General features: G+C 60.6%; 16 protein-coding genes. 11 read left to right on the forward strand and 5 right to left on the reverse strand.

Features of this window, described 5'->3' with window-relative positions; all coding sequences use genetic code 11:
* The first annotated feature begins 5 nt into the window (after nt 1-5).
* The 7 genes from sufD (at nt 6) to IG629_RS01645 (ending at nt 10,968) form a co-directional block, all read left to right on the forward strand.
* The gene (gene sufD, locus IG629_RS01615; RefSeq protein WP_193170246.1) at nt 6-1,337 is read left to right on the forward strand and encodes a Fe-S cluster assembly protein SufD; all 1,332 of its coding nucleotides are present in this window, start codon (nt 6-8) and stop codon (nt 1,335-1,337) included.
* The gene (locus tag IG629_RS01620) at nt 1,334-2,563 is read left to right on the forward strand and encodes a cysteine desulfurase (RefSeq protein ID WP_193170247.1); all 1,230 of its coding nucleotides are present in this window, start codon (nt 1,334-1,336) and stop codon (nt 2,561-2,563) included. The genes sufD and IG629_RS01620 overlap by 4 nt, the downstream gene beginning before the upstream one ends.
* On the forward strand, nt 2,563-2,964 hold the full coding sequence (locus IG629_RS01625; protein WP_028464566.1) for an SUF system Fe-S cluster assembly protein: 402 nt from the start codon (nt 2,563-2,565) through the stop codon (nt 2,962-2,964). The genes IG629_RS01620 and IG629_RS01625 overlap by 1 nt, the downstream gene beginning before the upstream one ends.
* 59 nt (nt 2,965-3,023) lie before the next feature.
* Nucleotides 3,024-3,377, forward strand: coding sequence for a HesB/IscA family protein (locus tag IG629_RS01630; RefSeq protein WP_028464567.1), 354 nt, complete (start codon nt 3,024-3,026; stop codon nt 3,375-3,377).
* Between the two features lie 122 nt (nt 3,378-3,499).
* A complete protein-coding gene (gene ppc, locus IG629_RS01635) occupies nt 3,500-6,310 on the forward strand; it encodes a phosphoenolpyruvate carboxylase (RefSeq protein ID WP_193170248.1) in 2,811 nt (936 codons plus the stop codon).
* Nucleotides 6,311-6,532: 222 nt separating this feature from the next.
* The gene (locus IG629_RS01640; protein WP_193170249.1) at nt 6,533-8,383 is read left to right on the forward strand and encodes an ABCB family ABC transporter ATP-binding protein/permease; all 1,851 of its coding nucleotides are present in this window, start codon (nt 6,533-6,535) and stop codon (nt 8,381-8,383) included.
* Nucleotides 8,384-8,592: 209 nt separating this feature from the next.
* On the forward strand, nt 8,593-10,968 hold the full coding sequence (locus IG629_RS01645; protein WP_193170250.1) for a transketolase-like TK C-terminal-containing protein: 2,376 nt from the start codon (nt 8,593-8,595) through the stop codon (nt 10,966-10,968).
* Between the two features lie 3 nt (nt 10,969-10,971).
* On the opposite strand, the gene IG629_RS01650 is transcribed toward IG629_RS01645, so the two are convergent.
* Both IG629_RS01650 and IG629_RS01655 read right to left on the reverse strand, forming a co-directional pair.
* Entirely contained in the window at nt 10,972-12,138 is a 1,167-nt protein-coding gene (locus IG629_RS01650) for an NAD(P)/FAD-dependent oxidoreductase (protein ID WP_193170251.1), read from the reverse strand.
* A gap of 132 nt (nt 12,139-12,270) precedes the next feature.
* Nucleotides 12,271-12,435 carry a hypothetical protein gene (locus IG629_RS01655; protein WP_193170252.1) on the reverse strand — a complete coding sequence of 55 codons (165 nt, stop codon included), beginning with the start codon at nt 12,433-12,435 and terminating at the stop codon, nt 12,271-12,273.
* A gap of 180 nt (nt 12,436-12,615) precedes the next feature.
* Here IG629_RS01655 and ald point away from each other — a divergent pair, with 180 nt between their 5' ends.
* Nucleotides 12,616-13,734, forward strand: coding sequence for an alanine dehydrogenase (gene ald, locus IG629_RS01660; protein WP_193170253.1), 1,119 nt, complete (start codon nt 12,616-12,618; stop codon nt 13,732-13,734).
* Between the two features lie 13 nt (nt 13,735-13,747).
* Here ald and IG629_RS01665 read toward each other — a convergent pair whose 3' ends face one another.
* Entirely contained in the window at nt 13,748-15,025 is a 1,278-nt protein-coding gene (locus IG629_RS01665; protein ID WP_226886377.1) for an NAD(P)/FAD-dependent oxidoreductase, read from the reverse strand.
* A 93-nt stretch (nt 15,026-15,118) separates the two neighbouring features.
* Here IG629_RS01665 and IG629_RS01670 point away from each other — a divergent pair, with 93 nt between their 5' ends.
* The 3 genes from IG629_RS01670 (at nt 15,119) to IG629_RS01680 (ending at nt 17,688) form a co-directional block, all read left to right on the forward strand.
* Entirely contained in the window at nt 15,119-16,462 is a 1,344-nt protein-coding gene (locus IG629_RS01670; RefSeq protein WP_193170254.1) for a glutamine synthetase family protein, read from the forward strand.
* A complete protein-coding gene (locus IG629_RS01675; RefSeq protein WP_193170255.1) occupies nt 16,455-17,414 on the forward strand; it encodes an alpha/beta fold hydrolase in 960 nt (319 codons plus the stop codon). The genes IG629_RS01670 and IG629_RS01675 overlap by 8 nt, the downstream gene beginning before the upstream one ends.
* A gap of 91 nt (nt 17,415-17,505) precedes the next feature.
* A complete protein-coding gene (locus IG629_RS01680) occupies nt 17,506-17,688 on the forward strand; it encodes a hypothetical protein (protein WP_193170256.1) in 183 nt (60 codons plus the stop codon).
* Nucleotides 17,689-17,722: 34 nt separating this feature from the next.
* Here IG629_RS01680 and IG629_RS01685 read toward each other — a convergent pair whose 3' ends face one another.
* On the reverse strand, nt 17,723-18,832 hold the full coding sequence (locus tag IG629_RS01685) for an AbrB family transcriptional regulator (protein WP_226886378.1): 1,110 nt from the start codon (nt 18,830-18,832) through the stop codon (nt 17,723-17,725).
* Nucleotides 18,833-18,912: 80 nt separating this feature from the next.
* Nucleotides 18,913-19,887 carry a M14 family metallopeptidase gene (locus IG629_RS01690; RefSeq protein WP_193170257.1) on the reverse strand — a complete coding sequence of 325 codons (975 nt, stop codon included), beginning with the start codon at nt 19,885-19,887 and terminating at the stop codon, nt 18,913-18,915.
* Nucleotides 19,888-19,916 lie beyond the last annotated feature (29 nt).

The following is a 19,916-nucleotide window of genomic DNA, read 5'->3' on the forward strand; positions in this document are numbered from 1 at the left end:
GAGACATGCCGAACGATATGGCAAATGACAATGCGTTGCTGAAGGCTTTCAGCGCGGCGGCGCCTTTCGATGGAGCGCCCGACTGGTTCGGGGCTGCTACCGCTGCCGGAGCAGAGACGTTCGAGACTCTCGGCCTGCCGACGAACCGGACTGAGGCCTGGAAATATACCAGCCTTCGCGGTCTTGGCAGCCTGTCCTTCGCGGCACCTTCTGCCGATGCGAAAGCAGTCGAGATCCCGCGCGACAGTGTGGCAGAGATCCAGGGGATCGAGATCGTTCTGGTGAACGGGCGGCTGGATGAAAGCCGCTCCGCTCTCGAGAACCTGCCTGTTGGTCTCGCGATCACGCCGCTGCCACAGGCGATCGAGTTTGAGAACGGTGCCGTCAAGCACGCCCTTCAGGACGAAGGCGCGATTGACGGGCTTCCGCTTGCAGCTCTGAATACCGCCGGTATCTCGGGTGGTGTGCTGATCGAGGTTGCCAAGAACGCGGTCATCGCGAAGCCGATCCACATCATCTCTATTGGCACAGCCGGTGACGAGCCGGTGGCCTTCGCGCCGCGCAATGTTGTCTGGGTTGGCGCGAACGCGCAGGCGACTCTGGTGGAAAGCCATGTCGGCGTTGGCGAGGGAAGCTATTTCTCCAACTCCGTGACGCATGTCACGGTGGAGGACGAGGCGGTCTTCCATCACTACAAACTGCAGAACGAGGCTCGCTCCGCCTATCACGTGGCCATGACCCATGTGACGTGTGGCGAGAAGGTTATCTACGACAACTTCGCCCTGTCCTGCGGCGCCAAGCTGGCCCGGAACGAAATCCGCGGCAAGCTGGATGGCTCCGAGATCCTCTATGCGGTGAACGGCGTCTACATGGCGGCAGCGAACCAGCATCTCGACAACACAACCTTCATCGAGCATGCAAAGCCGAACAGCCAGTCACGCGAGATCTACAAGGGCGTTCTGGATGAGAATGGACGCGGTGTTTTCCAGGGCAAGATCCTGGTGCAGCGTCCGGCACAGAAGACTGACGGATACCAGATGAACCGGGCGCTGTTGCTGTCCCGCAAGGCGGAAATCGACAGCAAGCCGGAGCTGGAAATCTATGCCGACGATGTGAAGTGCAGCCACGGCGCGACGGTGGGCGAGCTGGACGACGATCAGCTGTTTTACCTGAAGGCGCGCGGTATTTCGGAGCACGATGCCCGCAACATGCTGATCGAGGCCTATCTCCGCGATGCGCTGGAGGAAATCCGTGTCGACAAGGTTGCGGAAGCCTTCGGTACGAAGATTACCGCTTGGCTGGCCGAACGCGCTTTGAGAGAGGATGCGGCGTCATGAGTGAGGCTGGGTTCGACGTTGACCTGATCCGGCAGGACTTCCCGATCCTGTCCTCCGCGGTGCGCGGCAAGCCGCTGGTGTATCTCGACTCGGCAGCGTCGGCTCAGAAGCCGCGTCAGGTAATTGAAGCCGTGACGCGGATGTATGAGGCGGAATACTCGAACGTCAATCGCGGCCTGCATTATCTGAGTGAGCTCGCCACAGCGCATTACGAAGGCGCGCGGGAGAAGGTTCAGGCCTTCATCAACGCCAAGCACAGCCATGAGGTCATCTATACCCGTGGCACCACCGATGCGCTCAATCTGGTGGCGCAATCCTATGCCCGTGCCTTCCTGGAAGAAGGCGACGAGATCATCATCACGACGATGGAGCATCACTCCAACATCGTGCCGTGGCAGATGATCCGGGACGAGAAGGGGCTGGTGCTGAAGGCCGCAGATGTGGACGAGGAGGGGGCGTTTCATCTCGCCGCTCTGGAAGCTCTGATCACGGACCGGACGAAGATCATCTCGGTGCCGCATGTCTCCAACGTGCTGGGCACGGTTCTGCCGGTGAAGGAAATCGCCGCGCTCGCCCACAAGGCCGGTGCTGTACTGGTCGTGGACGGGGCGCAGGGCGTCACCCACATGCCGGTCGATGTGGTCGATATCGACTGTGATTTCTACGCTTTCTCCGGACACAAGCTCTATGGCCCGACCGGCATTGGTATCCTTTACGGTAAGGAAGCGTTGCTGGAGAAGATGCCGCCGGTCCAGGGCGGCGGCGACATGATCAACACGGTTACGATCGCGAAATCGACCTGGGCGGACCTGCCGCACAAGTTCGAGGCGGGAACGCCGCCGATCGTCCAGGCCTACGGTCTCGGTGTTGCGGTCGACTATGTTAATACCATTGGCATGGCGGCAATCGGTGCGCATGAGGCCGACGTGCTGACGTACGCGACCCAGCGTCTGGCCTCCGTCGAGGGGCTGCGCCTGATCGGCACGGCTCCGGGCAAGGCGAGTGTGTTGTCCTTCGTCATGGATTGCGCTCATCCGCACGATATCTCGACCATCATCGATCAGGCCGGTGTCGCGGTGCGCGCCGGACACCATTGCGCACAGCCGCTGATGGAGCGGTTCGATGTGCCTGCCATGGCCAGGGCCAGTCTCGGCCTTTACAACACCCGTCAGGATATCGACGCGCTCGTCGACAGCCTGGAAAAGGTGAGGGAGATCTTTTCGTGATGCAGCCTGGTCCCGGAATGCATGACTTTCTGGATATCCCGCCGCCGGAAGAAGGCATCGTTGCCGAAGTCGGTGAGCCGCTTGCCGAAGGCGTGCGTGTAGCCACGGAAGATGAGATCATCCTCGCATTGAAAGAAGTCTACGACCCGGAAATCCCGGTCGACATCTACGAGCTGGGATTGATCTACGAGATCGATATCAAGGATAATGGCGATGTCAAAATTCTGATGACGCTAACAGCACCGGCCTGCCCGGTTGCCGGACAGCTTCCTATCGACGTTGGGGAGAAAGCTGCCAGTGTCAAAGGCGTCGGCCGAGTGCAGGTAGAGTTGAGCTGGGAGCCGGCCTGGACACCGGAACGGATGAGCGACGAGGCACGCCTCGCACTCAACATGTTCTAGAATATGATCCAGATCATCACTATATAGAGACGACAGGCTAGACAGAGGAAAGAGACAACATGTTTCAGCCCGGTAAAGCCCCGATCACATTGACGGACGCCGCAGCCGAAAGGGTCAAGTCCCTGATGGCGGCAAAACCCGAGGACGGCGTTCTCGGCCTGCGCGTTGGCGTGAAGGCCAAGGGATGCTCCGGCCTCAGCTATTTCGTCGAGTACGCCAAAGAGCGGAAAAAATTCGAGGACATGGTCGAGGACAAGGGTGTCACCATCTTTGTCGACCCGACATCCGTGATGTTCATCCTCGGCTCCGAGATGGATTTCCAGGAAGACAAATATTATTCGGGTTTCGTCTTCAACAATCCGAACGAAGAAAGCCGTTGCGGCTGTGGCGAGAGCTTCAACGTCGCTTCCTGACTGTTCTTTGCCGGGCGGAAGAGCAACTGCTCCCTTGACCGGTGCCTGATATCAGCCTTCTCTATGACTTGGATGCTGCGCCTGCGAGCAATGATGGGCGCAACATGTGGGTGTGAGGTGCTATGCCTGATGAGACCCGCCTGAATTCAGAGATTGAAGAGGGCAAGGACGCGCCGCTGCGTGAGAATATCCGGCTCCTCGGGCGCCTGCTCGGCGATACCGTCAGGGAGCAGGAAGGCCAAGATGTTTTCGATATCATCGAGAATATCCGGCAGACCTCAATCCGCTTTCACCGAGATGACGAACTGCCGGAGAAACAGGAGCTTGAGAGCATTCTTGAGCGTCTTAACCCAAACCAGTCGGTGCAGGTGATCCGCGCCTTCAGTTACTTCTCTCACCTCGCGAACATTGCCGAGGATCTTCATCACACACGTCGGAACCGGGCACACGATATTGCCGGTTCAGCCGCCCGGCGCGGCACCATTGAAGCCGCGCTCGGCCGTGCCGCCGAAGCCGGCTTTTCGGCCGGCGGCCTTGAGGCCTTTTTCCGGAACGCATTGGTCAGCCCGGTGCTGACGGCGCACCCGACGGAAGTGCGCCGCAAGAGCACGATGCGCCGTGAAATGGCTGTTGCCGATCTCATTGCCAAGCTGGAACGGGGACCGTGGACGGCGGAAGAGGCGGAGGATATCGACGCCAAACTCGGCCGGGCGATCCTCACGCTTTGGCAGACCAACCTGCTGCGGCAGACCCGGCTTGATGTTGCCGATGAGGTCGAGAATGGCCTGACCTATTACGATTACACCTTCTTCCGGGAGCTGCCGCGCCTCTATTGCCGTCTTGAGGATCGTATCTCCGCCATGGACGGGAGCGAACAGCCCGTCGAGCTGGCGTCTTTCCTGCGTATAGGCAGCTGGATTGGCGGGGATCGGGACGGCAACCCGTTCGTGACCGCCGCTGTGGTGGAGCGTACTTTGCAGATGCAGAGCGAGCGCGTGCTCGGCTTCTATCTGTCGGAGCTGGAGAAGCTGGAGGACGAGCTTTCCCTGTCCCTGCGCATCGTCTCTGTGTCGGAGGAGCTTTCGGCGCTGGCGGACAAGGCGGCGGACGTTTCGCAACATACCGTGCTGGAGCCTTATCGCCGGGCACTCTCCGGTATCGGCAGCCGGGTCGCGGCGACGCTGGACGCCGTGAAGGAGCCTTTGCCGGCCGATGTGCTGCCGGCGCATGGAATACCGGCGGTGGAAAGCCGGGCGCGCTCCGCATTTGCCAAATATGAGAGCCCGGATGATCTGCGTGCGGATCTGGACATCGTGCATGCCTCTCTGGTCACGCATGGCTCCCGTCCACTGACCGAAGGACGTCTGCGCCGCTTGCGGCGTGCGGTCGATTGTTTCGGCTTCCATCTTGCCACCCTGGACATGCGGCAAAACTCGGAGGTACATGCCCGCACCGTCGGGGACCTGCTGCAGGCGGTTGGGGCGGTGCCCGACTACACGGCTCTGAAAGAGGATGAGCGGGTTGCTCTGCTGTCATCGGAGCTGGGCAATCTCCGCCCGCTGCTACGCCCGTTCGAGAGCTATTCGGAGGAAACCGAGAAGGAGCTGGCGATCTTCAGGGCCGCTTCGGCGGCGCATCGGCGCTATGGGCCGCGTGCGATCACCACCGCGATCATTTCGAACACCCAGAGCGTCTCGGACCTGCTCGAGCTGGCAATCCTTCTGAAGGAAGTCGGCCTCGTCACGCCGGAAGGCCGGAGTGACGTCAATATCGTCCCGTTGTTCGAGACCATCGAAGATTTGCGCAATTGCGTCGGGATCATGGACCGGCTGCTGTCAATCCCGGCCTATCGCGCTCTGGTGGACGATCTTGGCGGTGTCCAGGAAGTCATGCTCGGCTATTCCGACAGCAACAAGGACGGCGGCTATCTGACGTCCGGCTGGGAGCTCTACAAGGCCGAGATCGCGCTGATCGAACTGTTCCAGCGGCACAATGTCCGGCTGCGCCTGTTTCATGGCCGTGGCGGCACCGTCGGGCGCGGCGGCGGCCCGAGTTTCGAAGCTATCCTGGCCCAGCCGGCCGGTGCGGTCGACGGTCATATCCGTCTGACAGAGCAGGGCGAGATCATCTCCAGCAAGTACACCAACCCGGATCTCGGCCGCCGAAATCTGGAGATCCTTGCCGCGGCCTGTCTTGAGGCCTCGCTGTTGCGACCGGACCGGGACGACGTTCCCACGGAATTTCTGGAGGCTATGGAGGAGCTCTCGGCCAGCGCATTCAAGGCCTATCGTGCGCTGGTCTATGAAACCCCGCGTTTCGACGAGTATTTCTGGGGTTCGACGGTCATCAATGAGATTGCCACCCTCAACATCGGCTCGCGCCCGGCGTCCCGGAAGAAACTCGGAAAGATAGCCGATCTGCGTGCCATTCCCTGGGTCTTCAGCTGGTCGCAATGCCGCCTGATGCTGCCCGGATGGTACGGCTTCGGCAGCGCCTTCCAGTCATGGCTCGAAGCACATCCGGATGATGGGCTGGACCGTCTTCGTGCGATGTATCGGGAGTGGCCGTTCTTCAAGGCGCAGCTTTCAAACATGGCGATGGTTCTGTCCAAGACCAATATCGCGATCGCGTCGCGCTATGCCGATCTGGTTGAAGACGGGGAATTGCGGGATGCGATTTTCCAGCGAATTCGAGATGAAAGGGAAGCCTCCATCGAGGCTCTGCTCCAGATCATGCAGGATGAAACCCTGCTCGATGGGAACCCTCTGTTGTCACGGTCGATCTCGAACCGTTTCCCCTATCTCGATCCGCTGAACCACCTGCAGGTCAATCTGCTCCGCGACTATCGCCGTGATGCGGAGGACCCGAAGGTGCTGCGTGGTATCCAGCTTACGATCAACGGGATCGCAGCAGGGCTCCGCAACAGCGGCTGAGCGGCAAGAGGCTCAACGGAAAATATTTCAGCCTTCTATCCCGGCGGGCGGTTCCGGTTATACTCCTTCGTCAGCCAAAGCTGCGAAGCTTCCAGCCAGTGTGATCAGGCGCAACAGGCACAGCCTGTCGATTTGCCTTGTGTCCGGAGCCAATAGTTCCATATTTATCGAACAAAGAAATAAGCGGGGTGCGCCACCCGGCGCTGCCCGACAGGAAGTTTTATGTCACGTCGACCGACCGCTAATCTGACCGAGTCCGATCCGCCGGCGACTGCCGACCTTGATACGATAAAATCCCTGCTGCCCTATCTCTGGCCGAAAGGTCAGTTTGAGATGCGGGCGCGGGTGGTGGTGGCAATTGCCTGCCTTGTTCTGGCGAAGGCGGCGTCTGTCTATGTCCCGATCCTCTACAAGGAAGCGGTCGACCTGATCTCGGGCGACAAGTTCGATTTCACCGTCCTGTTGTGGATCGTTGTTGCTTACGGCATGACGCGCCTTGGCCAGCAGGCCTTCGCCCAGTTGCGCGAGTTCTTCTTTGCCCGTGTCGCCCAACGGGCGATCCGGGCTGTTGCCATCAAGACGTTTCGGCACTTGCACCGGCTGTCGCTGCGCTTCCATCTGGATCGCCAGACCGGCGGGCTGACCCGGGTGATCGAGCGGGGCACGAAGGCCATCGAGTTCCTGCTCAACTTCATGCTCTTCAACATCCTGCCGACGCTGTTCGAGATCTTCCTGGTCTGCGGCGTGCTCTGGTGGATGTTCGACTTCCGGTATGCGATTGCCACCTTCGGAACAATCTTCTCCTACATCACCTTCACCATGCTGGTGACGGAATGGCGACTGAAGATCCGGCGTCGGATGAATACGATGGATAACCGCGCGAACACCCGCGCGGTCGACAGCCTGCTGAACTATGAGACGGTCAAATATTTCGGCAACGAGACGCATGAGGAGGAGCGCTACGACCGCTCCATGCGGAGCTACGAGGACGCGGCGGTCAAGAGCCGTACCAGCCTGTCACTAGTCAATGTCGGTCAGGGCGGGATCATCGCTGTCGGACTGATGGTCGTCATGGCGCTCGCAGGCGGCGACATCGCTGCCGGTAAGGCGACGGTCGGCGATTTCGTCATGGTGAACACCTATCTGATCCAGCTCTATATGCCGCTGAACTTCCTCGGTTTCGTTTATCGAGAGATCAAGCAGTCCCTGACGGATATGCAGCAAATGTTCCTTCTGCTCGATGAGGAGCAGGAGATCGAGGACGCGGCGGACGCGACTGACCTAACTGTCGAGAAAGGCGCGGTACGGTTCGAGAACGTGAAGTTCGGTTATTCGGCCGAACGCGGCATTCTGAAGGGCATCAGCTTCGATGTGCCGGCAGGCAAGACCGTTGCGTTGGTCGGCCCCAGCGGTGCCGGAAAATCGACCATCTCCCGGCTGCTGTTCCGCTTTTACGATATCGACGATGGCGCGATCCTGATCGACGGTCAGGATATCCGCTCAGTCACACAAGAGAGCCTGAGGCGGGCTATCGGGATCGTTCCGCAGGATACTGTGCTGTTCAACGATACGATCTATTACAACATCGCCTACGGTCGGCCCGATGCAAGCACAGCCGAAATCGAGGAGGCTGCCCGTCTGGCCCGGATTCATGATTTCGTCGTAAGCCTGCCGGACGGGTATGAAAGCACGGTTGGTGAGCGCGGCCTGAAACTGTCGGGTGGTGAAAAGCAACGTGTCGCAATTGCCCGGACATTGCTGAAACAGCCGAAGATCTTCCTGTTCGACGAAGCGACATCGGCGCTCGACAGCCAGACGGAAAAGGCGATCCAGAACAGCCTCTCCGAGGTCAGCCAGGACTATACCACTCTGGTTATCGCACACCGGCTCTCGACCGTGGTCGATGCACACGAAATCATCGTTCTGCGCGACGGCGAGATCGCCGAACGCGGCAATCATGATTCGCTGCTCTCGCAGGGGGGAATCTATGCGGCGATGTGGCGGCAGCAGATGCGGGAGGAGTCCGTGACGGAGCCGGTTGAAGAACTGGACGTGGCCGAGGTCGGCGCCTGAGGCTTCGTCTGACGCTGATTCACCGCCAGCCAGTGTGCTGACCAAGGAAGCCGCGGCAGTGATTATAATGATCAGTGGCTTTGAGCGGGAAGATCCGGTGGCCCGATAATCGGATCAGACAGATCATTGCGAACTTGCGTCCCCCTATCGACGGATTATTACGCGAACCCCATAGTCCTCCCGAAATCATCCGTTTTCAGGAGGCCGAGATGGGCCTGGTAGAGCCGCAAAACAAGATCGAAACCCTGCGTGAGCTGGAGAAGAAAGTTCTCTGGCTTGCCATGTGGATGATCCATAACGCTAACCATGTCCGGCCCTCGCGCGACGGCATCAAGGTCGGTGGGCACCAGGCATCCTGCGCGTCCGTCTCGACCCTGATGACAGCGCTCTATTTTGACGTCCTGAAGCCGCAGGACCGTGTCGCGGTGAAGCCGCATGCGAGCCCGGTCTTCCATGCCATCCAATACATGCTGGGCCGGCAGGACCAGTCTGCGCTGGAGAGCTTCCGGGCGCTTGGCGGCGCGCAGTCTTACCCATCGCGTACCAAGGACCGGGACGAGGTGGATTTCTCTACCGGCTCCGTCGGCCTTGGCGTCGCCATGACGCTCTTTTCCTCGATGGTGCAGGATTACGTGCGGCTGCATCATCTTGTGCAAGATCAGGGTCTGCAGCAGCAGCCGGCCGGCCGCATGATCGCTGTGATGGGCGATGCGGAGCTGGATGAGGGCAATATCTATGAGGCTATGCTGGAGGGCTGGAAGTACGACGTCCGGAACCTCTGGTGGGTGATCGACTACAACCGGCAGAGCCTGGACGGTGTGGTCTCTGACGGGTTGTTCCAGAAGATCCGGCAGTTCTTCGGGACGGTCGACTGGAACGTCAACATGCTGAAATACGGCAAGAAGCTGGAGCGGGTGTTTCTGGAGCCCGGCGGCGAAGTTCTGCGAAACTGGATCGACGATTGCCCGAACGATCTCTACAGCGCACTGACCTTCAAGGGGCAGGCCGGAGGAGGCAGTACCTGGCGCGACCATCTGAAGCGCGACCTGCATGGGGTCAAGGGCATCAAGTCGATCCTCGACGATCATGATGACGAGGCCCTGCATGCGCTGATGACCAACCTCGCCGGGCACGACATGGAAGCGGTTCTGGACGCTTTCCACGGAGTTTCAGACGATAGCCCGCAATGTTTCATCGCCTACACGGTGAAGGGCTTCAACACGCCGCTCGCCGGGCACAAGGACAACCATGCAGGCCTGATGACACCGGACCAGATGGAGCTGTTCCGCTCCCATATTGGCGTGCCGGAAGGGGACGAATGGGACCCGTTCGCCAATCTCGACATGCCGGCGGAAGAAGTGCGGGACTATCTTGCCGGCGTCTCCTTCAACCGTGGCGGATCGCGCATCCATCATGCCGCCAAGGTGGAGCTGCCGGAGAGTATCGTGCCGAAGCGCGCCGCGAAAACATCGACGCAGCAGGCTTTCGGTGCCGTACTGAACGAGCTGGCGCGCGGCAACTCGGCACTTGCCTCCCGCATCGTCACCACCTCACCGGACGTGACGGTCTCGACCAATCTCGGTCCCTGGGTGAACCAGCGCGGGATCTTCAGTCTCGACATGCGAAACGATGTGTTCCGGGACGAGAAGGTGGCTTCGGCGCAGAAATGGTTGCGCCATGGTGGCGGACAGCATTTCGAGCTTGGTATCGCGGAGAGCAATCTCTTCATCATGCTGGCGGCTCTCGGCCTGTCCGGCCCGTTGTTCGGCACGCGGCTGCTGCCGGTCGGCACACTGTACGATCCGTTCATCGCACGCGGCCTCGATTCCCTGAATTACGCCTGCTATCAGGGCGCCCGTTTCATGGTGGTGGCGACTCCATCCGGAATCTCCCTCGCACCGGAGGGCGGCGCGCACCAGTCCGTCTCCACGCCGTTGATCGGTATGGGGCAGTCGGGCCTGCTCAGCTTCGAGCCGGCCTATGCGGACGAGGTGGCGGAGATCATGGCCTGGGGCTTCAACTACATGCAGGCGGATGATGGCGGGGCGGTCTATCTCCGGCTTTCGACACGGCCGCAGGAACAGCCCGAGAGGGAGATGACCGCCGATCTCAGGCACGACATCGTCTCCGGCGGGTACTGGCTGCGCGAGCCGGACCCGCAGGCACCGGCCGTGATCGTCTATACCGGCGCGGTGGTGCCGGAAGTGCTGCAGGCGCGCGAAATGCTGGAGGAAGAGTTGCCGGGGGTCGGTGTGCTCGCGGTCACCAGCGCGGACCGGCTTTATGCAGACTGGCAGGCGCGCGTGCGCCGTCCGGATGCGCCTGTCCCGCATCTGGAAAAGCTGATGGGCGGGCTCGGCCCGGAAACCCGGATCATCACCGTGCAGGACGGCCATCCGGCGAACCTGAGCTGGATCGGGAGCGCGCTTGGCCGCCGGTTGTTCCCCCTCGGTGTCACCACGTTCGGTCAGTCCGGCGATCTGCCGGATCTTTATCAGACCCACGGCATTGACGCAGAAGCGATCATGGATGCGGTGGCGGCGGCCTGTGTCGACAAGGCGCGCGGCACGCCGATGGCTGTTTGAGTCTCAGGAAAACACCGCTTTCAGCTTGTAGCGCGGAACCGGATGATCCCAATCGCTGCCTTCAAGGAGCCGGGCCGCGGCGTAGCCCCAGTCGTCCGATCCCTTGGCTCCCTTGCCGTTACCGCAGATGGCAACGGCAAGCCGGTCGCCGGCGACATAGTCGATATATGGCAGGCCCGAGGTGCTGAAGGTGGTCACGCAGGTATCCGTGTGCCGGTCAGGGCAGTCCTTCAGAACCGGGATAACGCCCTCGAAGACGTCCGTAAGTTCCAGCCGGTTGCGCTCTGAGCCCTTGGATTTGAACCAGTCTGTCAGGTCGTCGACGGTTGCCAGTTGAGCATCGGCTTCCGTTCCGATGCCGATTTTCACATAGAGATGCCCGTCCGGGTACCGGATAGGAGGCAGGATGTAGGAGCCTGCATACCGGTCGATGATGGTGGGCATGCCGTGCAATGCCTCGGCAGCAGGTTCTGTGACCCGGATCAGCAGGACGGTCCGAGCATAGACCGTCGTGGCCAGCGGCCTCGGCAGCAGTTTCATGGCCGTTGTGTAGCCGCCGGTCGCGACCAGGACCCGTTCTGCTGTAAGGGTCTGTCCGTCATCCGTGGTGACGCTGACATGGCTGCTCTGGACATCGATCTTTGTGACGGCGGCGTTGATGGTCTCGGCGCCTTGTTTTTCGGCGATTGTCGTCTGCGCCTTGACCAATGCGCGCGGGCTGATATGGCCGGCGGTCTCCGTCTCCCGGATGCCCGCGCAATCGTCGGGTAGCGAAAGGAAGGGATAGAGCTCGCGCATCTCGTTTGCGCCGATCACGGTGGCGTTCCCGCCATTCTCCCGTGCGAGTGTGACGGCCGGTTTGATAACGGGGTCTTCCGAGCCGACGATTTTGAGAAACCCGGCGGGGGTGAAGAAGGTGATGCCGCTCTCGGCTTCGATTTCCGGATAGCGGCCGATGGAGCGGGCAGCGGTAATCGACCATTCGTGCTCCGGATCGAAAATCCGGGTCAGGCGGCCTTCGTCGTAATGGCTGCCGAATACGCCTGAGTGAGTTTGCCTGTCCGCCGGCTCGTCCGGGCCAATAACGGCGACCCCATCCTGCCAGGAAGAGAGATGTCGCGCGGCTGCGGAGCCGATCAGGCCACGGCCGACGATGATATGGCGGTACATGAGATATTCTCCGGCAAACTCAGAGCCGGAATCCTAGTGCCGATCGTGGATCACTTCCAGTGCCCGTGTCGTACCAGCGTAAACATCCATTGTTCACGAACAAACGGATCGCCGGATCAAATGCGACTCTGGTTAAATCACCAGATGCGGCAGTGCCGCGGTCAGCCAGACCAGAACATTGAAAACAATCGCGCCAAGAACGACGCAAGAGCGTTTCAGATTTCCAGCTTCCATGGCCATGACCTTCTCCCCCGTGTCACTCTGCTGTCCGATACAGACGAACAGGGACACCTTCATGTGAACAGCCTAGGAGCCGTCCGACGTTCTGACAAAAGAAATTCTCGTGATCAATCGTGACCGTATTGTGGCGAGAAAAGACCAGCTATCGTTGAGCGAGTATCCCTAACTTGACAGTGCGGAGCGCGAGTTCGACAGAGTGTTGGGAAACTGCCTCAGATTTCAATCAGGGAGGACACCATGCTGATTGGCGTGCCCAGAGAAATAAAGTCGGACGAAAACCGGGTCGGACTGATCCCGTCCAGCGTCCGGGAGCTGGTTCATCACGGTCATAAGGTTCTTGTCGAGACCCATGCCGGCTATGGCATCGGTCTCGATGACGACCGGTATATCGCCGCCGGTGCCGAGATCGCTGGAACTGCGGAGGAGGTGTTCTCCAAGGCGGACATGATCGTGAAGGTGAAGGAGCCGCAGGCAGCTGAATGCAAGATGCTGCGCGAGGGGCAGATCCTTTTCACCTATCTGCACCTGGCGCCGGATCTGGCCCAGACCAAAGGCCTGATCGACAGCGGTGCGATTGCCATCGCTTATGAGACCGTCACCAATGCCCGCGGCGGCCTGCCTTTGTTGGCGCCGATGAGTGAAGTCGCGGGGCGGATGGCGATACAGGCCGGCGCCCATTGCCTGGAGAAAGCGCAAGGCGGCAGCGGAACCCTGCTTGGCGGTGTGCCGGGTGTTCCGGCGGGGAATGTCGTTGTCATCGGCGGCGGTGTGGTCGGGACCAACGCGGCGCGTATGGCGATGGGGCTGGAAGCCAAGGTGACGGTCATTGATCGCAGCCTTGAGCGGCTTTACGAGCTTGACCTCCAGTTCGGACCGATGCTGAACACGATCTATTCGACGGTGGATGCGATCGAGGAGAATGTGATGGCTGCCGATCTCGTCGTCGGGGCCGTGCTGGTGCCGGGGGCTGCCGCACCGAAACTGGTGACGGATGCGCTGGTTTCCAAGATGCAGCGCGGCTCGGTGCTCGTCGATGTTGCCATCGACCAGGGAGGCTGCTTCGAGACCTCACGCGCGACGACCCATCGGGAGCCGACCTACATGGTTCATGACGTGGTGCATTATTGCGTCGCGAACATGCCCGGAGGCGTTGCGCGGACCTCAACTTTTGCGCTGAACAATGCCACGCTGCCGTTCGTGCTGGCCTTGGCTGACAAGGGACACCGCAAGGCGCTTGCCGATGACCTGCATCTGATGCAGGGGCTGAACGTTCACCGCGGCGAGATCACCTACAAGGCAGTCGCGGACTCGCACGGTATGGCTTTCAAGACGCCGCAGGAAGCGCTGGGACTTTAGGAGGCTGCTCGGTCTATTTCGATAGTCCGAGCACGTCCCGCATCTTGAACCAGGCCATGCCAAGGGCAAGCAGGGCTGTGCGGGCAGGGCCGCCGGGGAAACGCAGGTTGGGCAGCCGGGCAAACATATCGAACCGCTCGGCGTCGCCTGCCACGGCTTCGGCGATCAGTTTGCCAGCGAGCCCGGTAATGGCCAGCCCGTGCCCGGAAAATCCCTGCGCGTAGTAGATATTGCTGCCGATCCGTCCGAAATCAGGCATCCGGCCGGTGGTGATGGCGATTTTTCCGGACCAGGCATGGTCGATCACAACATCGCTCAGTTCCGGATAGACCTTGGCCATCCGCCGGCGCAGGGCGTCTGCCGCATTCGTGATGGGGCGGCCTGAATAACTGGCGAGACCACCGAACAGCAGGCGGTTGTCGACCGTCTTCCGGAAGTAGTTGAGTGCGGTGTTCGAGTCCGCGACGGCCTCTTCGCCGGGCAGGATAAGGGATGCCAGATCCGCGCTCAGCGGGGCGGTGGCGGCAACAGCGCTGAGCACGGGGGCGACGCGGTAACGGATTTCCGGCACGAGTTCGTCGAGATATGCGTTGCCGGCCAGAACCAGCGTCCGCGCCTTGATGCGTCCGGTATCGGTTTCAATTGTGACCGTCGCGCCCTTCTGGATGGCGATAACGCGACTTTCCTCAAAGATCTTGGCCCCGGCATTCTGGGCGGCTTGTGCCAGACCGTAGAGGTAGGCGAGCGGGTTCATATGCCCGCTGCCCTGTTCCAGCAGTGACGCGCTATAGAGCCGCGAGCCGGTTGCTGCTTCCGTCTCGGCACGGTTCAGCATTTTGAGGTCGGTGAAGCCGTAGGTTTTCGACCAGGAGTCGGCCATCTCCTCAAGGCCGCGTTCTTGCCGGCTGTTCAGGGCGGCGTGGATGTAGCCGCGCCGGTAATCTGCCTTGATGGCGTGGCGGGAAATGCGGGTCTGTATGTCCTCGATGGCTTCGTTGGCCATGGCCCAGAAGCGTTGCGCGGCCTCCATTCCGGCGGCGCGTTCGAAGATCTCCATCCCGCTGCTGTAGCCCATGCAGATCTGACCGCCATTGCGGCCCGAGGCGCCGTCGCCGATCCGGCCGGCTTCCAGCAAAACGGTGTCATATCCGCGTTCCGCCATATGCAAGGCCGCGGAGACGCCGGTCAGGCCGCCGCCGATAATGCAAATATCTGCGCTGATTTCGCCGTTGAGCTGCGGACGCCGCTCGTCCTCGGACGTGAATGCATGGTAATAGGTTGCGGTAGTCATTGCGCTAATCCGTTCTCAGATATCGGAGCCCTATCACGCTTGTCGGCCCCGGGCGAGGCGCATGATCATGTCGAAACGGCTCGTGGAGCATTTATGTCGGTCGATCTTAAATCCTGGATCAGTGAAAGACGGATTACGGAAGTCGAATGCATGGTTTCGGACCATGCCGGCATTCCCCGCGGCAAGATCCTGCCCGCGGCGAAATTCCTGGACGGGATAGGAGAACGCGGTCTGCGTCTGCCGGAGGCTATCTTCGGTCAGGATGTGACTGGCAGCTACATCGAGGAAAAAGACCTCGACCCACGACGGAGCGACATTTTTCTGGCACCGCAGGCGGATACGATACGGGTGGTGCCCTGGTACAAGGAACCGACGGCCCAGATCATCAACGACGCCTATTATCAGGATGGTCGTCCGGTCGATATCGCGCCGCGCATGGTGCTGAAAAAGATTCTGCAACTCTATGCCGACAAGGGCTGGCGGCCGGTGGTCGCGCCCGAGCTTGAATTCTTCCTCGTCAAGGTGAACCCGGACCCGGATTATCCGCTCGAGCCGCCGGTTGGTCGTTCAGGGCGTCCGGAGACCGCACGCCAGGCCTTCGGCATCGACGCGGTGAACGAGTTCGATCCGCTTTTCGAGGATATCTACGATTACTGCGAGGCGCAGGAGATCGATGTCGATACGCTGAGCCATGAGGCGGGCGCGGCGCAGATGGAGATCAACTTCAACCACGGCGACGCGCTCGCTCTTGCGGACCAGACCTTCCTGTTCAAACGGACAGTGCGGCAGGCGGCGCTGGATCACGGCGTCTATGCGACCTTCATGGCAAAACCCATGCAGGACGAGCCTGGTAGCGCGATGCATGTGCATCAGAGTCTTTACGGCGTGAGCAGCGGCCGGAATCTCTTCGCGAATGAGGATGGCAGCCATTCAGAGGATTTTCTGCATTTCATCGGCGGTCTGCAGAAATACCTTCCGGCGGCACTGCCGTTTCTTGCTCCGTATGTGAATTCCTACCGCCGCCTGATACCAGACAGCGATGCGCCGATAAACATGCACTGGGGTGTCGATAACCGGACCACCGGTCTGCGGGTGCCGATTTCGCCACCGAACCAGCGACGGGTGGAAAACCGGGTCGCCGGTGCGGACGTCAATCCGTACCTGGCAATGGCAGCGTCCCTGGCCTGCGGTTATCTCGGCCTAGTCGAGAAGATCGAGCCCTCGGCACCGATCGATACCAGCGCCTATTCGCTTGCCGCAAAACTGCCGCGCCATCTGGAAGATGCTCTGTTGCGGTTGAACCGGGCCAAGCCGCTAAAGGAAATCATGGGGCAGCGTTTTGTCGACGTCTTCACGTCTGTGAAGCTGGCGGAATCTGCGGCCTATCAGAAGGTCATCAGCGCCTGGGAACGGGAATATTTGCTCCTTAATGTCTGATGTGAGTGATCTGGGCCCGGTCCCGACCGTCGAAAGCACCGGCGGTTCCGTAGAATTTCCCGAGATGGCGGACGGGGTCCGGATTCGCATCGCCCGGTTCCCTGCTCCGGCGGGGAAATCGGCGGGTACGGTCCTGATGTTGTCGGGATTTACCGAGTTCATCGAGAAGGGGCTGGAAAGCATTGCCGCCCTGCATGAGCGCGGCTACGGCGTCATCACGTTCGACTGGCGCGGGCAGGGGCTTTCAGACCGGTTACTGCCGCACCGCCGCAAGGGCCATATCCCCGACATGCAGCACTTCCTCAATGATCTGGAAGAAGTCTTGCGAATAACCCGGCTCGCGGAAATGCCAGGCCCGCACGTTATCATGGGGCATTCCATGGGCGGACATCTGGCCCTGCGCGCGGCACACGATCACCCGGAACTCTTCGAACGGGCGGTCCTGTGCGCGCCGATGGCCGATATTCTAACCGGGACCTGGCCGCGAGCGGTTGCCTATGGCCTGGCTAAAACGGCGGTTCGTCTCGGACTGGGGGAACGTTTCGTTCCCGGAGCCGGGCCTTATGTGCCTGGTCAGATGCGCTTCGAAAACAATCCGCTGACAACGGATAGAGCCCGCTTCGATCGCATTCATGAACAGATCGAGATCAACCCGGATGTTGCCCTCGGTGGGCCGACGTTCGCCTGGGTCTATTCGGCGTTCCGGTCAATACGGCTGGTCAAGCGTCCATCCTATCTGTCGCACATCCGTATCCCGGTGCTGATCCTGAGCGCCGGGCTGGAGAAGATCGTGAGCAATGCGGGGCAGCGGGAGGTGGCGGCGATGCTGCCGGATGCGCGGCTCGTCAGTTTTGCCGAAGGCGCGCATGAGCTTTTGCTGGAACGCGATGCGGTTCGGCACGCAGTCTGGGCCGAGATCGACAGGTTTCTTGTGGGGGCTGCCACAACCTGAACTCCTTCCCACCATAGCTGTGGTTTTCACTCGCCGGAGAGCATGATTAGATGCTGCCGGGACACAAGAATTCCGGTTCAGAGGAAACGCCATGCTTCTTATCGAGCGTCTTTTTGCCAGTTTCACCATCTGGCTCTGTAACCTTTGCGATGTGACGCAGGCCGATGTCGACCGGCACAAGGAGCAGGAATTCGGGATTAAAGCCGTGCCGCACCATGCCGAGAGCCTGGAAGCGGCAAACGGGACTCAGCTTGTAGTGCGGTTCCGGAAATAAGCTGCGTGACTTCCGAAGACGCTCTCCGCCCAGGTCAGAACCAACGCCGGATCAGCCGGAAGGCGAGCGGTGCCAAGATGACGATGAAGGCGATGCGGAACAGATGATGGGTGGCTACGAACGCCACATCCTGCCCGATGCCAAGCGCCACCATGCTCATCTCCGCGAGCCCGCCAGGAGCATATGCCAGCACCAGCACGTACCAGGGCAGACCGGTGATATCCTGCAGCAGGAAACCGGCGCCAACAGCGGTAACCAGCAGAATGACCGAGGCGCCGAAAGAGGTGCGGATGATCTTCAGCACCTCGCTCACGGCCGTGCCGGCGAAGCGGCAGCCGACGCCGGTTCCAAGCACGACCTGTGCGGCGGCCACGAGCATGCTGGGGGGCGCGCTTTTGCTCAGGCCTGTCAGGTGGACAGCCATGCTCAGTACCATGGCGCCGAGCAGTGGGGCGGCCGGCAGTTTCAGGCGGATGGCGATGATCGGTCCAATAACTGCGCAACCCGCCATGAAGGCCCATTCATGGAGCGGCAGATCAAATCCGGAGCCCGGCGGCAGCATGCCTGGTTGCGGGTGGTAGCCGCCGAACATCCGGAACAGGAACGGGATGATCATCACCACGATCAGGATGCGGGAGGCATGGGTCAGGGCAATGACCCTTTCATCGCCGCCCATCGCCTTGCCGACGATCACCATCTCGTTGAGGCCTCCGGGCGAGGAGGAGAAATAGGCGGTTACGGGGTCGTACCGGGCGAAGCGACGGAGAAAGACCAGAACGAGGAACAGGGCGACGACGCCATAGACCAGCAGGCCGGTCACCGAGATGGCCCACTTTCCGATATGGTCGAGCAGAGCCGGTGAGAAAGCGCTGCCGAGCATGACACCAAGAACGGCAACCATGGCCATGCGCACGAATGAAGGCAGGCCGATATTCAGGCCGGCAATCGAGCACACGGTGGTTGCGACCATCGCCCCCATCATCCAGGGCAGGGGCAGTTTCAGGTAAGCAAAGAGGAACCCGCCCGCAGTTCCGATGGCGAGGGCCAGAAGAGCGCTTGCCAGACCGTTCGGCTTTTTCTCTTTTTGATCGGGGTCGTTGGCTGAATCGGATTCGGAGGCGTCAGGCGCTTTGGGGTCGGTCAATTCATGATTCGCTTCGGCGGTGGCCGAACGCTTTCTTGCATATCGGGGCAGGACTTCAATCTTAGAGCAGTTCGTTGTCTCTATTCAACAAATCGACCGAGCCTGACCGCTGTCAGGCCGGGGCTAAGGCGCCGCGAAGGCATGACGAGGACGCAATTGTCATGCGGCGTTTGTATGGGTTTGTCTCCGTCGAGGCCAATTTCCGTTCCCGCGTCGGGAATGACTTCCATGCCGATATAGTCGTCGTGGAAATGGAAGGACTCCGTCGTGACCGTAATTAGATCTGTGATCTCGATGACGGTTTGCGTCGTCGGGACGGGCATGGAGACATGCCGTTCCAGGGTATCGTCATTGATCATTTCCATGGCGTGCAGGAAGCGGTAGGTGACGTCGATCGCGACCGTCGCTGCGGAGCGAGACCAATGCTGGCCGCATTCGACCAGCAGGGAGCTGCGCGGGTTTTCCGGATCGTCGAAAAAGTCGTAATCGCGCATCCTGCGGCCGGAAGCATGACCCGCATCGAGAACGACAAGGCCCGGCGTACCGACTTTCTGGGCAAGCAACCGGCCTTTGCCGTGCCGTCCGGCCAGAACCAGCGGTTCGGTCGCGTTCTGCATGGAGTGAATATCGAGAAGGAAGTCCGCTTCATCCACGATCGGGCGGATTTCGCGGGCGCGGGCCCTCTCGAGGCTGCGGGTGCCGCCATCCAGGGTATCGAGGTCCCAGACCCGGTTGAAATCCTCGTCGATGAATCTGGAGAAGGCCGGATAGTCGGCCCGGAATTCGGCATTCGCGGCCACGTTGCAGAAGCCGAGCGTGAGCGATCCGACGAGCGGGCGGATATCGTTCCGGAACAGATGATCCAATGCGATTGCGCCACAAAGCTCGTTGCCGTGAACCAGGGCGGTGATCAGAGTTTTCGGGCCGGGGAGCCCGGATTCGAACGTGGTGAAATAAGGTACATTCCGGTTGCCGTCGCGGTAGGCGGAAATGTCCGGTGCCACTAATTCCACGGGATAGTGGTTCAGGCGGGTCGCCGAGGCTACGTCAGACATACGCGACTTCCTTGATCGGTGCGCTCTGA

Origin of the sequence: Nisaea nitritireducens, assembly GCF_014904795.1 — a bacterium.
In the GTDB taxonomy this organism is placed as follows: domain Bacteria; phylum Pseudomonadota; class Alphaproteobacteria; order Thalassobaculales; family Thalassobaculaceae; genus Nisaea; species Nisaea nitritireducens.

Bases quoted from the DNA above. Each gene is read 5' to 3' on its own strand.
- sufD (WP_193170246.1), top strand. From the start codon at position 6: ATGCCGAACGATATGGCAAATGACAATGCGTTGCTGAAGGCTTTCAGC.
- IG629_RS01620 (WP_193170247.1), top strand. From the start codon at position 1,334: ATGAGTGAGGCTGGGTTCGACGTTGACCTGATCCGGCAGGACTTCCCG.
- IG629_RS01625 (WP_028464566.1), top strand. From the start codon at position 2,563: ATGCAGCCTGGTCCCGGAATGCATGACTTTCTGGATATCCCGCCGCCG.
- IG629_RS01630 (WP_028464567.1), top strand. From the start codon at position 3,024: ATGTTTCAGCCCGGTAAAGCCCCGATCACATTGACGGACGCCGCAGCC.
- ppc (WP_193170248.1), top strand. From the start codon at position 3,500: ATGCCTGATGAGACCCGCCTGAATTCAGAGATTGAAGAGGGCAAGGAC.
- IG629_RS01640 (WP_193170249.1), top strand. From the start codon at position 6,533: ATGTCACGTCGACCGACCGCTAATCTGACCGAGTCCGATCCGCCGGCG.
- IG629_RS01645 (WP_193170250.1), top strand. From the start codon at position 8,593: ATGGGCCTGGTAGAGCCGCAAAACAAGATCGAAACCCTGCGTGAGCTG.
- IG629_RS01650 (WP_193170251.1), bottom strand. From the start codon at position 12,138: ATGTACCGCCATATCATCGTCGGCCGTGGCCTGATCGGCTCCGCAGCC.
- IG629_RS01655 (WP_193170252.1), bottom strand. From the start codon at position 12,435: ATGAAGGTGTCCCTGTTCGTCTGTATCGGACAGCAGAGTGACACGGGG.
- ald (WP_193170253.1), top strand. From the start codon at position 12,616: ATGCTGATTGGCGTGCCCAGAGAAATAAAGTCGGACGAAAACCGGGTC.
- IG629_RS01665 (WP_226886377.1), bottom strand. From the start codon at position 15,025: ATGACTACCGCAACCTATTACCATGCATTCACGTCCGAGGACGAGCGG.
- IG629_RS01670 (WP_193170254.1), top strand. From the start codon at position 15,119: ATGTCGGTCGATCTTAAATCCTGGATCAGTGAAAGACGGATTACGGAA.
- IG629_RS01675 (WP_193170255.1), top strand. From the start codon at position 16,455: ATGTCTGATGTGAGTGATCTGGGCCCGGTCCCGACCGTCGAAAGCACC.
- IG629_RS01680 (WP_193170256.1), top strand. From the start codon at position 17,506: ATGCTTCTTATCGAGCGTCTTTTTGCCAGTTTCACCATCTGGCTCTGT.
- IG629_RS01690 (WP_193170257.1), bottom strand. From the start codon at position 19,887: ATGTCTGACGTAGCCTCGGCGACCCGCCTGAACCACTATCCCGTGGAA.